Genomic DNA, 12,716 nt, shown 5'->3' with positions numbered 1-12,716 from the left:
ATTTAAGTACACTCTATTTGTCATGGTACTGAACAATAAGAAAAAAACTAGCCTAGTGGATGGAATTTTGATTAATTCTCTGCTGCTGGTAGCCCTTATTTACCTACTAACTATTCATCGCTTTGCCTTTAATCAACCTTATGGCGATGACTATGATGCGATTTTGGCATTTTTAAATCGCTATGTTCAAGTAAGCCCAAGCGAGCAAATTGAGTTATTTTTCTCCCAACATAATGAGCACCGTATATTGCTCACCCATTTGGCCGAGATTCTTGATTTATCTTTGTTTGGCAACATCAACTTTATTCATTTAATTTGGTTTGGCACTCTTGGCTGGTTTATGGCTATTTATGCCCTATGGTTTTTTTCTAAAAAATATGGCATTACCCTGACTGAATTTGCCCCTGCGGCCATTCTACTTTTGTCCTTCTCTCATTACGAAATGATGGTATGGGCTATGACCTCCATCCAACAGTACTGGCAGGTTACTTTTGGCATTATGGCAATTGGCTTTATGGTACATCGAAATTTTTATCGATCTATGATTTTTTATTTGGCTGCTATTTTTACTAGTGGCGGAGGAATGGCACTCGTCCCACTAATTAATCTCTATTATCTAGTGAACAGACAATGGAAGGATTTCTTCCTGTGTGCAAGTATCACTGCAGTAGTACTCTTAATCTATTTTGCTGTACTTCCATACCAAGCCCCGCCCACAAGACAAATTATTGAAATCCTATTTCATCCACACTTATTTTTAGCTTACTTTTTTGGTTTTATTGGGGGTCTTGGAAAAATTCAGAATCTAGGGCTCGCTTCCTATTTGCTCACTGGCCTTATGCTATTTCTCCTATTGACCAAAAAAGTAATCGAGATAAAAAATCGTTGTCCATTTTACTTTTGGCTCTGCAGTTATGTTTTATTGACAGCGGTCCTGGCTGCACTGAATCGTAGTATTTTAGGAGTGGAAACCAGTGGCGATAGTCGCTATTCTGAATATTCGCTCCTTTTTGCAGCAAGTACCTACCTTGCCTATATTTTTCTAGCCAAGGATAAAGATCGTACGCAGATTATTTGGCTTGGCTTTGCGATTGCCGTGGTGATTTTCACTTACTGGTATGAAACTTCTAAACCTTATTTAATTGACCAACGCTATTGGCTAGAAAACGGGCTGAAAACTCACCCAAATTGGGAGGAGGCTCAAAAAATAAGGGCACGCTCGATTGATTTGGGGATTATTAAAAAATAATTTGCTACTTTCTGTATAGCCAATCTTGTTGCAATAAAGTTTCACATTGCTTGCCAGTTAGGCGAAAACTCCAACTATGCTTGGCACTACCGGCATAATGTACTGGGAAGTCATGCTGCGCTGAATTGATGCAGATCGTAATTTGATCTTGCCAATGAAGTACATCATGCGTTCTCCCCAAGTGCGGAATGGCATTAATAATTGATAGTGACAATAAAATTCCAGCGACTGTTTTTATTAAAAAGCTCGTATCTAAAAATAGAACTTGTATCAAAACCCAACTAATTAATATATAAGGGAAAAAAAAGTACCTTGGGCCGGCATTAATGGGGTTCAGGATCGTGATATCCACCCGATAGATGGACATCAAAATACCTAGAAAACATAAGTAATATAGGGCGCCTAAAGGAACACTGCGATTACGTATGAATCCAATAATCATAAATATCAAAAGCATAAAACCAAAAATCCAATTCCAATTGAAATTCAAGTTCCCAATTAAATAGGATCCTAGAAATACAGGGATAACCAAATAGGCCGAACTAAAATTAAACTCAGCAGGCTTTCCATAGATCGCCATCACGCTGAGTTGGATCGCACAAAAAAGACTTGCAAAAATGGCAATCCAAAGCTCTGTAGAATGCCGCTTAAATATTACGGCCCTTGTCCAAAATAAGGGGAGCGTTACCAAGCAAACTGGCGATGATAAGGATGCTAAACCCAGTATACAAATCCTGAAAATCGTACCCTTATCTTCCCGCCAAAAGACCAGCACGAATAAAAGCAGAGCGCCCCACCAAAACGTATACATGGGTAGCCCAAAACATTCTGGATCAGAAGGGATTAAAAAACAGGCAATGGCTAGAAAATATTGGCCGCGTAGATAAAGCGGGGCTTTTACAATCACAAAAAATACCAAGATCGTAAATGCCCAAGCTAATAAAATACTAATCAGCGGATAGTAGCTAAACGAAATCTTTAGCGCTATAAATGAGATCAGTTTTGGAATTAAAACGAGGTAGCGGCCAACATGCCTAAAAACATCGATAAAGCCGTAATTAATCAAGCCATAAAGATTTTCCGTGCCATCTTATACCCAAACCTCAGGATAAAATAATCTTGGCCATGCTCTTAAGAGGAGCAATTTACTGGCAAGTAAAAAAAGGGCGAGATTGGAATCGAATTTTTTGGCAATTTTCCCCACTGAAAATAGCATCATTTATGCTATTGAATGGGCTTACTAACCACTATTAAAAACTGCTGCCCCATTAGCCTCCAAGCCCATGGAAAAAGTAAATAGAGTCGAACAAGCCATGGGTGGTTTGGCAATCGGTTCTGCGTGGTGTAGGGTAAAAACCGATCAATGCAAATGCCTGGCTCAAAGCCCTTCATTAACAATGCCTCAATTAAAGATAAGTGCGTAAGTCCGAGGTGATGATCGTAAAAATCCCAATAGATACCCGGGATATAACGCAAGTTTGGCCCCAAGATGATGTACTTACCCCCAGGCTTTAGAATCTCCATTACCTGCTCTAAAAATTCACTGAGGGTTTTTTTATCAGGTAAATGCTCCAAAAAATTAGATGTAAAGACCACATCTGCACAGCCTAAAAGATCATGATCAATTTGCAGGGCGCTACACTGATGAAACTCAATATCTGAATTTAAAAATTTGCGGGTATCGGGATTCATATCCACTGCAATTTTTCGCTTAGCAGTAATATTATTGATAAACTCGCCGTAACCACAGGCTATGTCTACAACTGTACTAGATGGGCTGATGAGTTTTTGTAAAAACTGTTGGCAAATCACCTGCCAAATGGCATTTTTGCGCGGTAACTGCTCTTCCGTAAAACGGATTTTATAAAGCTCGGATAAATCGCTGCCATTCATTATTACCGCCCTTGGTAAAACCTAAGTATAAAAGCAAGTCAAAACTAAACGCCTGCCCGTGGCGTTCATCCTGCCGTTGTCGGCATAGTCCCAGCTACATAAGGTGTCGATGCAGCTTTAGCCATTTTTCGACCAAAGTCTACACTCTCAGATATGCCCCGATCTTCTGGATAGTAATAAGAGGTATCCGCCAGCCATAGCCCATTAATGGGTAACTGTACGGGGGGCAAGGTATCAAGGTAACCGGGCTCACAAATAGGTTGCGCAAAGCGATAGCGACTCACCCGCATATCCAAGAAGTCAGTGGCAATTAAGCTAGGATTTAACTTCATGAAGTAAGCGGTTACCTTATCCATAAAGACTTGATCGGAGTCTTGGAATTTAGGATGCTCACCGGGCAAGTAAAAGGGAACGTAAGCAATATGCTCCTTACCCAGGGGACGTAAATTGGTATATTCGACAAGGCCTGGAATGTCCATTTCAGGATCATTCGTATTAAGCCAAAAATACTCAGTAACAGCTTTACGCAATTTAGCAATGACGCACACCACTGCAATATTTTTTTTCGCCGCTAATTGGGCTAACACTGCCGGCGGTAAATCTGGGATAATTTTGGGAATATAGGGTAAGGGAATCGTACTAATGACTTTATCGAAGGGTTCGAACTGACCCCCAGACTCAATACCTTGAACCTGTCCATTAGTAATACGTACGCGCGCAACGGGAGTGCTTAAGCGAACCTCACCGCCACGTTCTTGAATATACTTTTGCATCGCATGTAAGAGGGTTTGCGAGCCGCCATCCAGATAGCCGAGCTTCTCATGCATGAGGTTGTAACGCGAACGACCAAGACGGCGTACGCGACTCCATATCCACGCCGCCGAAAGATTATTGGTGTAGTCATAAAACTTATATTCAAATAAACCGCGCCAAAGTGCTTCATATGCTTCAGGGCCCACCCATTTCTTGACCCAAGTGACAGCATCCTCATGATCTAGCGCACGCCAATCATTGCGACGCACAGACATATAAGCGTGCAATCCATAACGAAATTTAGCAAGTAGACTCAAGCCTTTAAATTGCAGTAGTGCTAAAGGATTACCCCAGGCCTGTAAGCGATTGTTAAACCAAAAGCCCATCCTCGCAGGAACCCAGTGGAGTTGCTTTGATAAACCAAGCTCTCCTAAAATATCCATGAAGGCTTGATCAGACGTGCAATGAAAATGATAATAGCGCTCAATGGTGGTGCCTGAAAAATCAAAGGCGGCAGCCATCCCACCGACGCGGTCATCCGCCTCAAATACCACCGGCACATGGCCATCGAGCGCCAATTGGTAAGCCACCGCTAAACCCATGGGGCCAGCCCCAAGAACGGCTATACGTTCTTTTTTTTGGTTTTGCGAGAGCGTATTCATATTCAAAATTCTAAAGTTACTTTGCTGTATACAGGGTGGGTAAATGTTTCTGTAACGGCCTGTGCAAAAGGAGTTGGCCTAACCCCAAAAATACCGGGCCAATCGATCACTTCAAATTCATCTTTAGCTACTAGGGCTTGTAATTGCTGAGGAGTAAACGGCGGATTTTTATCAAAGCAACTCCAGATCCATAAGAGTCCATAAAATAAGGAATAAGGAATTTTAAGAAGAATTGCCTTAGCGTGAGTGGCTTTTTTAATCGAGCGAATCAAATCAATATAGTCAATTTTTTCAAGCCCAGTAATGTTGTAGATTTTCGCTGGAATGGATTTTTCTAAACAGGCAATGATAATTTCACAAAAGTCACCAACATACAAAGGTTGGCGCATAAACCGACCATTGCCAGGAATGGGAAAAATCGGCACCTTTTGGATAAAGCGCGATAACCAACCTAAATGCTTACGGTCAAACCAACCAAACATCAGCGTTGGACGCAAAATAGGGCAAGCAACATTACTGTCTAAAACGACTTGCTCTTGTTCAATTTTGCTGCGGGTATAAAAATCATCAGCAACTGACTCTACTACTGAAGAACTAATGTGGACCACTTTCGTAATTACGTGCGTACGAATAGCCTCCAAAATGAGACGGGTGGACTCAATATTATTGGCTACAAATTCATCGTAAAAAAGCCCACCTATTTGTGCTTGGAGCATGACTACCATATCAGCGCGCGCAAAGGTATTTTGCCAATCTCCACGCCTAGCTAAATCGACTTCGATTACCTCAACATCCGGATGCAGTGCGCGTAAGACCGCCACATTCTTGGGGTGTTTATCCAAAACAACAATATTGCAATAGCCTTGCGCTTTTAGCCTTGGGATTAAATTTTGACCGACTAAACCTGCGCCGCCAGGCAAAAAAATGTGCTGTGTTTTCATAAACTACGCTAGTTTAACGAATATAAGCTGCGTTTTAGTCTCCTGAGGCGATTCCTTTAAAATCCAGCAATGATTCCATCCAAATCGCCAATGTTTCTGATGGTACTGATTTATAGCTTTTTCTTAAGCCTTTGGCTAGTTTTTCAAAACCCCCTATTAGATAGTTATTTTGCTCTGGGAAATGTCGATTGGTACGCCAATTACGCTAAAACGATTTTTCATCCCGAGCACCTTGCTAAGGTCTTGTATTGGGGCGAATCCATCTTAATGCCCTTAATAGGCAATCTCGTAGGTGCTAGTCAAACGTTTATTGCCTATAAAGTCTTTTGCGCTACTTTACTCATTAGCATCTTGCCCTTCCTAGCTCTTTTATTTCAGCTCTACGGCCAAAACGCCCTCCAAACATTGCTGGTCGTTACAATCTTTGGTATTAGTTTTAAGTTACTGCAAACTGCTGGCCTGGGTTACCCCGATCCCTTAACTATTTTGCTACTGATCACCGCAGCCCTATCACGTAATAAAGTAGTCATCTTTTTAGCGCTGAGCCTTGCTGCGTTAGCGCATTTTTCTATGGCAGCAGTTGGCGCCATTGCTTTATCCCTCTTATTTTTTACGACATTTGAATGGAATAAAAAAACGGGGATACTCTTTGGCTTATCAAGCCTTGCGGGTCTTTTATTTGGCCGGGGGGTGCTGGAGCTATGGTACCGCCATTTTGATTATCTCTATACCAATGGCAGACTAGCAGCAGTCCTCGATAAAGGCATTCCCTTTTTTGCCCAACAATACGTGGCCGATATCTGGGGATTTTGGCTAACCCCAGGAATGCCATTTCTGATTGTTTATACCTGCATTCTTTTGTATCTACTCATTTATAAGCACTATCTTTTTATGTGCACTGCTGTAATTGCCCTTTTGCTAAGTTATGGTGTACTTTTTTTTACTGTCGATGGTCTGCGGGGTTTTGCTGTCACAATTGTGCCGGCCTACGTTTTTTTACTAGCGACCCTGAGTAAATCATTATTTAATAAAACTACATCAACTCCAAGATCGAAGTAAAACTGACGCTTACTCTATATGCACCCTTTTTAATACTCATAAAACCAGCTAATTGCATGCACCTCCTCAAAAAACCCCTCTTCATCATCGTCCTAGGAATTGCTTTAGCTATTTTTAATATTACCCAAGCAATTTTTTGCGATCAAAGTTTAGGGTGTATTGGGGCCTATTGGGGGCAATTTTGGATTACCTCTTACACCGATGGTTATACGCGTCGGGCATTTTTGGGTGAAACGCTCAGGAGCCTTTTTGGCCCTCAAATCTCCTTGATTGCACTGAATTTAGTTTGCCTTGCGATTGCCTTTTTAATTCTTGTGTTTTCCTATGGTCTTTACTTTCGCGCGAAAAAAGGTGCTAGCTATTGGCCATTGCTATGCGCCCTTGTCCTTAGTGGTCCTTACACTTCTTTACTATTTGAAGTTCTAGGCGATCCCTTGCAAGTCAGTATGGCACTCGTCATTGTTTATCTATTTTTGCAGGGCAATGTGTGGGTTGCCAGATTCTTTGGCATATTGATTGCATGCCTTGTCGTGGCTATTCATGAGGCCGCTATTTTTCTCATGCTGCCAGCGCTCTACCTAATCTACGCTTTGGCGCAGAAAAAAACTGTGCATTGGCTAGGTATTGCTCTAACCGTCTTTATCATTGCTATTGGCTATTCTGTTTTCTTTAATCACGCGCAGGAAATGCAAAATAGCATGGCAATTATTACCAAAAATGGCCAGCCATTTCGACTCTATGGTGGGGTATTACCTGATTTGATGACCCTTTTACAAGAGGAATGGCTAGCAAATTTTGGCTCAGTCAAATCCGTTTTTTATATGCTTCTTAAAATCCTGCGGGTATCTTTATGGCCTTTACTTGCCATCACACTCCTATCTGTATTTTTAAAAGATGGGTCACTACTAAAGCGTTTTATTTTCCTCTTAGTACTTTCCTTGCCTTTGTATTTCATTGCGCATGATTGGGGCAGATTTGAAATTTATACTTTTTTACTCAGTCTTAGTCTTGGGTTGATTACCCATAATCAAAAGCTATTACCCTTTGGGCTCGATTCTTTTTGCCAAAATCTATTACAGAAAATAACAATCCGTCCGCTGCTATTGGCTTTTTTCCCTTTTTTCTATCTCTCTTATGGCTATTACCGCGACAATGGCTTAAGCCTAGCAAATACGCTTTATTTACTCTGCACCCTGATGCTCTTTTGGTTTTTGTCTTCCTTTACAGAAAATAATAAACCATGCGAACCTTAATAAATACGGCGCGCGAAAGTTTGCGTCATGGCTTACTTACTTGGATGCTAAATGTAACGCCGCCACGTCAATTTGTGATTCGCAATACCCTCTTTAACTTACTACCCAGCCTCTTTAAGGGCACGTCTCAATTTAATCAGTGGCAAGAAGCTAAGCGAGTCTTACTAGATGGGCGCCCATCTTCAATTCACTTTATTGATTTACAGAAGGCATCTTTTTTGCCGGTATCCGCTGAGAAAAAAATCGCTATTCATGCCCACCTCTTTTATGCGGATCTAGCTAACGAGCTGGGAGGGCTTATTCAATCTTTGCCAATACCCATTGATCTTTTTATTTCTACGCCCCATGAACAAGATCTAGAGCTGATTGAGGCTCTTTTTAGACCGCTGCCCACGGTTAAACAGCTAACCGTTGCGCTCACCCCCAACCGAGGGAGGGACCTTGCGCCCCTGATTTGCACCTTTGGTCCCCAGTTAGCTGGCTATGATTACTTTGCCCACATTCATACTAAAAAAAGTCTCGCCGCCAATTCGTTTGGAGATACCTGGCGGGATTATCTATGGCAGCAATTATTGGGCAGTAAAGATCACCGTATAGAGAAAATACTCACGCTTCTGTCTTCCAATGCGCTTATCTATCCCCAAAAGTTTGCCCCGATTGATGTGATTAATTGTCAGTGGGGCCCAAACTGGGAAACGGCTAATCGACTTTGTGAAAAATGGGGCATTGCAGCACCAGTCAAAGGCTTTATTGAGTTTCCAGTAGGCACCATGTTTTGGGCTCAAAGTCAGGCGCTCGCTCCCCTACTCTTATCGGGCTTGCAGTATGCCGACTTTGATGAAGAACTTGGTCAAACTGATGGCACGCTTGCGCATGCACTAGAGCGGTGTATTACGCATCTAGTTACTTCGCGAGGCTTAGATGTCGCAATTCTTATAACCCCAACCTTTTTTAATCCCTACCCCTAAATGATGCAATGCACTAATGACTGAGCCTCTAATTTCCATTGTCATTCCCACCTATGAAATGAAAGGGCAAGGCGTAGCTTTTTTAAAACGGGCCTTAGCTTCAATTAAAAAGCAAACGGGTATTGATCCTCAAGCCATTGAAATTGTAGTGAGTGATCAGTCTGAGGATCAAGTCATAGAACATTTTTGTAAAACTACCTCACAGGGAGTTCAATATCATCGCACCACGACGCGCCGCGGCATTGCTGCACATAATCTCAATACCGCTATTGCATTAGCAACAGGAGAGTACATCAAAATTTTGTTTCAAGATGATGTATTGGTTGAGGATCACTATTTATCAACCCTTCTGACTATCATCAATATAGAAAAGCCCGATGGTATGTTGACGGGAGCTCTGCATACTACCGATGGAGAGTCTTTTACCAATCCCATCGCCCCGAAAAAAAATCCGTATTTTTTATTTGGTAATAATACTGCGAGCTCTCCCTCGGTCATTACGCTAAAGCGTGAAGTAGCCAAGGCATTACTATTTGATGAATCCCTCAAGATGCTCTTTGATTGTGATTTTTACTATCGCTTATTTGATCAGCACTTCAATATTCTCATCGCTGAGCAAATCCATATTGCCAATGGTATTTGGGAGGGCCAAGCCCAACATCAAATTAACTTTCAGCAATTTACAAAAGAAGTACGCTACCTCAATTGGAAATATCCCCAAGCTAAGCTTAGGGAGCTACTGCCGCCGTACCAAGCCTATTTTGGCAAACTCCATCCGACTGCGCCCTTCCCCTTTAATACCAATCTCAAAGCGAGCCTTTGGCAGCGGGCCTATTGGGCACTAACGAGTAAACAAACACCCGCTTAAACAGAATCTATTAAACAGCGTCTATTTTTTACTGGCCCCAGAAAGCCAATCTTTAAATGCGCGTAGCGGCGCAGTAATTCTCCACGAAGTAGAACTGCGCATCTGGAGGCAATGCTCTTGAGCAATTTTGCTTTCTTGCAAAGCAATCTGCAATTGATTTTGTGCCTCAATTGCCCCGGGTAAATAACTAAAGTCTGAGACAGTCTCTATCGAGAGTGCCTCTGTACTAATACGCTTAAGATAATCGGCAATTGCAGGAGCGGCAACCAAGGCTGGAGAAATCGTCACCTTGCGGATTTGCCACATCGAATAGGTCAGACGCGCTAAATACGCTTCGGTATAAAGGTGTCGATTGGTTTTTACGAACACCACCTCATAAGGGTGAACACTGCGCCCAAAATAGCCTAAGACCTCATTAGGGTCCCCTATTGTTGAGCTCGGATTCGGATTGGTATGGGGTAAGCGATAATCGGTAGCGTTTAGCTCAGGAAGTAAGGAGCGCAAGTTCCAACCAAGCTGTAATACAGATTGGGATAGATGGATTTCATAATTTTCAATCGCTAGTGTTTTGGTAGCATCACGCTCTTCCCCATAAAAGCCCTGTTCAATGAGTTTTTCTAAAACGGAGCGACGCAGGGCGTAGGCCATCGTTTGTACATGCGAATAGGGCGGTGTTCCACCAAAGCGCGCTTGATAATTCAGTGAATGGCGAAAGTCGGCTTTGATGGTGCAAATCGATGTCCCCACCATCCCCACATCCTCTTGCATTTGCTCTAAAAAGAGATGGGTCCAAGAACGTCCACTATAGGCAGGTAAAAAAGGGCCGCGCACCGACGAATTGATAAAAAAGATGTGCTCATAAGGGCCAAGGTCTAAACCCGCATTAATGACGTGTGCATAACCCCCAAAATCACTCTTTTTAGGGGGTGTAAAAAGATAACGTACATTTGGCAGACTTGGTAAGTCAACACTATAGTCACCGCTAATGACAACCAAGTAGTCAGTCTCTGTTTCTACCCCAAAGACCAAGAAATGCAAAAAGTTATCGCGGTAACTCGCGTCTTTTTCGAAATAGTGATAAATCACCAAATTGGGGCTAGGCATGGTCCTATCTTAATGCAGATTCACAGTTCATTTAAGTCTAGAGTCTCTAGCGCATGACTGGGAGTTCGTTTTGCAAAAAACGGTTTAATTCAGCATTGACCTACCAATCCTCATAGCCGAATAGGTAGGCCAAGGCCCAATTAAAACCGCCTGACTCCTTAGGCTGAAGTGCGTACCGTAAAGCTAGCGTCATTAGCTTGTCCACCAGCGGCTTTCAGTTCCACGTTTTTCGCCTCCACTAACTTAGGATCTTCCTTAAGGACTGGTGTGTCTTTAAGGACTTCTGGCAGCGCGATACAAATGCGATCTTCTTTTTGCCAATCTAGATGGGTTAAAGAAGCTAAGGCGTGAGTAGCTTTGATTTTACGGTTTTGAGCGGCAATTAAATAGCGCATCGTTTTCTCGTCAGACACAATTTGCGCCACTACCCGCGCTCGAATGCCGGCGATGATAATTTCGTACCGCTGCCATGCGTAAGCCCATATTAGATGGTGTTTATATTTTTCACCAATCTCATTACTGACTACCCCTAAATTAAGCGTTGGCGCTGACTGCTTAAACCGCGCGCCAAGTACCGCAATAAATGAGGCGCCTTCTCTTTGCCCGCTCATCACATACGAATACAAATTGGGGAACTCTTTGGCAATGGTGGGAACGATGTGATCGCTGTACATACGCTTCAGTTCTAATGCTTCTTCTTGCACTAAATCTACATATAGTGCTCTGCGTTTTTCTTGCTCACCCAATTCATCATCTTGAAAATACCAATGTGGCATCGAAAGATGGGTGCTGGGCGCAAAGCCAGCTTTTTGACAAAACTCCAGTGCCACATCCAAGCTTTGCATTGCCGCTTCAATTTGAATCCGCTCAAAGTTCATCGCCCGCGAGAGGCGCAGATCTGCCTCTTCGATATCGCGAATAAACGTCATGCGCTCTGGATGCTGATCAGCTTTCCAGGTTTTTACTAAACCTTGAACTAGAGCGTGCTGCTCTGTCGGGTCTTCCCAAGGTAAATACGCCTTAGCAAAGATGCCTTTGGTGGTTGCATTTTTGATGCAATGGCTTTGCCCTCTTGTGTTACTGGGCCAGTAGATACGGTCTTACGATTTTGATTCATGATAATTCCTTTATAAAAAAATAAAAAAGTGTCAAAACGACACCCTTAAATTTTCTTAAAAAGAACGGCTTTTTGACAGCCTATTGGGCCCAAGTACCCCCCGGAAATAGGGGTAATTTCTTCAGTTCACTCAGGATCGGATTCAATCAGCGCAATTGCCTTGGCACGATACGACTGATATTTTTCTGCATGATCGATAAATTTTCCAAATTTTTCCCGCTTCAGAATAGGCGCGGCAAATTTAGTAAACGGGGTAGGAAGATTGTGTTTGTTATTAATTTTGGGGTGAACTCCAAACTCTAAAACCCAGATCGAAAATAAGGTGGAGTACAAATATGTTCGCAAAGCCTCTTTATTTTTAGCACCACTTTTGCGTCTGCCTGTTTTGTCTACTTCACTAGGAACCTCTACCGGATTTGCAATATAGTCACGCACCAATAAAATAGCAGCTACTAACATCGCCTTAGCGCGAGCCGTCTTTTTGGTAAAGCCAGCACTCAGAAGATCTGCATCAATTTGCCCTTCTAGTAAAACCTGGGCGGGAGACTTTAAAACGGGGTGTTTCATGGTGTTACCGGGGTAACTTCCAACGCACCCCTGCTCCAGAGTCTGGGGTGCCTATGAATTCGATGCCAGCTGATTCAAAGGCTTTTTGAATAGCGTCCAGGGTTTTAGCTTGAGCGCCCGGTACACCCTCCCCTGGCTCTAGTCGCATTAGCGTAGAAAAAGCTACCCCAGAAGCCTCGGCAAGCTCTTTACCTGTCCATTTCAATAGCGCTCTAGCCGCTCTAATTTGCCCACTTGTAATCAAGTAATTAATACCTTATAATAGGTAATCATTACTCATTA

At 42.7% G+C, this 12,716-nt stretch carries 14 protein-coding genes; 5 read left to right on the top strand and 9 right to left on the bottom strand.

Translation table 11 applies throughout. The annotated features are described in order from the left end of the window. The first annotated feature begins 22 nt into the window (after positions 1–22). Positions 23–1,249 (top strand): hypothetical protein, encoded by a 1,227-nt coding sequence (locus tag LZT21_RS09805; protein ID WP_233990546.1) that lies wholly within the window; start codon positions 23–25, stop codon positions 1,247–1,249. 4 nt (positions 1,250–1,253) lie between these two features. Here the strand turns inward: LZT21_RS09805 and LZT21_RS09800 are convergent, their stop codons facing one another. The 4 genes from LZT21_RS09800 to LZT21_RS09785 form a co-directional block, all read right to left on the bottom strand. Then, positions 1,254–2,315, bottom strand: coding sequence for a hypothetical protein (locus LZT21_RS09800; RefSeq protein ID WP_233990544.1), 1,062 nt, complete (start codon positions 2,313–2,315; stop codon positions 1,254–1,256). Positions 2,316–2,473: 158 nt separating this feature from the next. After that, positions 2,474–3,142, bottom strand: coding sequence for a bifunctional 2-polyprenyl-6-hydroxyphenol methylase/3-demethylubiquinol 3-O-methyltransferase UbiG (locus LZT21_RS09795; RefSeq protein ID WP_233990542.1), 669 nt, complete (start codon positions 3,140–3,142; stop codon positions 2,474–2,476). Between the two features lie 65 nt (positions 3,143–3,207). Further along, positions 3,208–4,557: an NAD(P)/FAD-dependent oxidoreductase gene (locus tag LZT21_RS09790; protein WP_233990540.1), complete on the bottom strand. Its 1,350-nt coding sequence runs from the start codon at positions 4,555–4,557 to the stop codon at positions 3,208–3,210. 2 nt (positions 4,558–4,559) lie between these two features. Further along, on the bottom strand, positions 4,560–5,498 hold the full coding sequence (locus LZT21_RS09785; protein WP_233990538.1) for an NAD(P)-dependent oxidoreductase: 939 nt from the start codon (positions 5,496–5,498) through the stop codon (positions 4,560–4,562). Positions 5,499–5,567: 69 nt separating this feature from the next. Here LZT21_RS09785 and LZT21_RS09780 point away from each other — a divergent pair, with 69 nt between their 5' ends. The 4 genes from LZT21_RS09780 to LZT21_RS09765 are packed head-to-tail and all read left to right on the top strand — an operon-like array spanning position 5,568 to position 9,646. After that, positions 5,568–6,557, top strand: a complete 990-nt coding sequence (locus tag LZT21_RS09780) for a hypothetical protein (protein WP_233990536.1) — start codon at positions 5,568–5,570, stop codon at positions 6,555–6,557. 56 nt (positions 6,558–6,613) lie between these two features. Then, positions 6,614–7,810 (top strand): hypothetical protein, encoded by a 1,197-nt coding sequence (locus LZT21_RS09775; protein ID WP_233990534.1) that lies wholly within the window; start codon positions 6,614–6,616, stop codon positions 7,808–7,810. After that, positions 7,798–8,778 (top strand): rhamnan synthesis F family protein, encoded by a 981-nt coding sequence (locus tag LZT21_RS09770; RefSeq protein WP_233990532.1) that lies wholly within the window; start codon positions 7,798–7,800, stop codon positions 8,776–8,778. Before LZT21_RS09775 ends, LZT21_RS09770 begins: the two co-directional genes overlap by 13 nt. 16 nt (positions 8,779–8,794) lie before the next feature. Continuing rightward, a complete protein-coding gene (locus LZT21_RS09765) occupies positions 8,795–9,646 on the top strand; it encodes a glycosyltransferase (RefSeq protein WP_233990530.1) in 852 nt (283 codons plus the stop codon). Positions 9,647–9,667: 21 nt separating this feature from the next. On the opposite strand, the gene LZT21_RS09760 is transcribed toward LZT21_RS09765, so the two are convergent. From LZT21_RS09760 to LZT21_RS09740, 5 genes are all read right to left on the bottom strand, one after another. After that, entirely contained in the window at positions 9,668–10,750 is a 1,083-nt protein-coding gene (locus tag LZT21_RS09760) for a hypothetical protein (RefSeq protein WP_233990528.1), read from the bottom strand. Between the two features lie 158 nt (positions 10,751–10,908). Next, complete coding sequence (locus LZT21_RS09755) at positions 10,909–11,679, bottom strand: hypothetical protein (protein WP_233990526.1); 771 nt, start codon at positions 11,677–11,679, stop codon at positions 10,909–10,911. A 47-nt stretch (positions 11,680–11,726) separates the two neighbouring features. Further along, complete coding sequence (locus LZT21_RS09750) at positions 11,727–11,867, bottom strand: hypothetical protein (RefSeq protein ID WP_233990524.1); 141 nt, start codon at positions 11,865–11,867, stop codon at positions 11,727–11,729. A gap of 126 nt (positions 11,868–11,993) precedes the next feature. After that, on the bottom strand, positions 11,994–12,434 hold the full coding sequence (locus tag LZT21_RS09745; protein WP_233990522.1) for a hypothetical protein: 441 nt from the start codon (positions 12,432–12,434) through the stop codon (positions 11,994–11,996). A 4-nt stretch (positions 12,435–12,438) separates the two neighbouring features. Then, positions 12,439–12,639 carry a hypothetical protein gene (locus tag LZT21_RS09740; RefSeq protein ID WP_233990520.1) on the bottom strand — a complete coding sequence of 67 codons (201 nt, stop codon included), beginning with the start codon at positions 12,637–12,639 and terminating at the stop codon, positions 12,439–12,441. Between the last annotated feature and the right edge of the window lie 77 nt (positions 12,640–12,716).

The organism is Polynucleobacter sp. IMCC 30228, assembly GCF_021395205.1.
Lineage (GTDB): Bacteria > Pseudomonadota > Gammaproteobacteria > Burkholderiales > Burkholderiaceae > Polynucleobacter.
Note: the sequence above shows the minus strand (reverse complement) of the source record. Positions and strands in the feature narration are given on the sequence as shown.

Excerpts from the sequence above, each read along its gene's own strand:
- LZT21_RS09805 (WP_233990546.1), top strand. The coding sequence starts at position 23 with ATGGTACTGAACAATAAGAAAAAAACTAGCCTAGTGGATGGAATTTTG.
- LZT21_RS09795 (WP_233990542.1), bottom strand. The coding sequence starts at position 3,142 with ATGAATGGCAGCGATTTATCCGAGCTTTATAAAATCCGTTTTACGGAA.
- LZT21_RS09790 (WP_233990540.1), bottom strand. The coding sequence starts at position 4,557 with ATGAATACGCTCTCGCAAAACCAAAAAAAAGAACGTATAGCCGTTCTT.
- LZT21_RS09785 (WP_233990538.1), bottom strand. The coding sequence starts at position 5,498 with ATGAAAACACAGCACATTTTTTTGCCTGGCGGCGCAGGTTTAGTCGGT.
- LZT21_RS09780 (WP_233990536.1), top strand. The coding sequence starts at position 5,568 with ATGATTCCATCCAAATCGCCAATGTTTCTGATGGTACTGATTTATAGC.
- LZT21_RS09775 (WP_233990534.1), top strand. The coding sequence starts at position 6,614 with ATGCACCTCCTCAAAAAACCCCTCTTCATCATCGTCCTAGGAATTGCT.
- LZT21_RS09770 (WP_233990532.1), top strand. The coding sequence starts at position 7,798 with ATGCGAACCTTAATAAATACGGCGCGCGAAAGTTTGCGTCATGGCTTA.
- LZT21_RS09765 (WP_233990530.1), top strand. The coding sequence starts at position 8,795 with ATGACTGAGCCTCTAATTTCCATTGTCATTCCCACCTATGAAATGAAA.
- LZT21_RS09760 (WP_233990528.1), bottom strand. The coding sequence starts at position 10,750 with ATGCCTAGCCCCAATTTGGTGATTTATCACTATTTCGAAAAAGACGCG.
- LZT21_RS09755 (WP_233990526.1), bottom strand. The coding sequence starts at position 11,679 with ATGACGTTTATTCGCGATATCGAAGAGGCAGATCTGCGCCTCTCGCGG.
- LZT21_RS09750 (WP_233990524.1), bottom strand. The coding sequence starts at position 11,867 with ATGAATCAAAATCGTAAGACCGTATCTACTGGCCCAGTAACACAAGAG.
- LZT21_RS09745 (WP_233990522.1), bottom strand. The coding sequence starts at position 12,434 with ATGAAACACCCCGTTTTAAAGTCTCCCGCCCAGGTTTTACTAGAAGGG.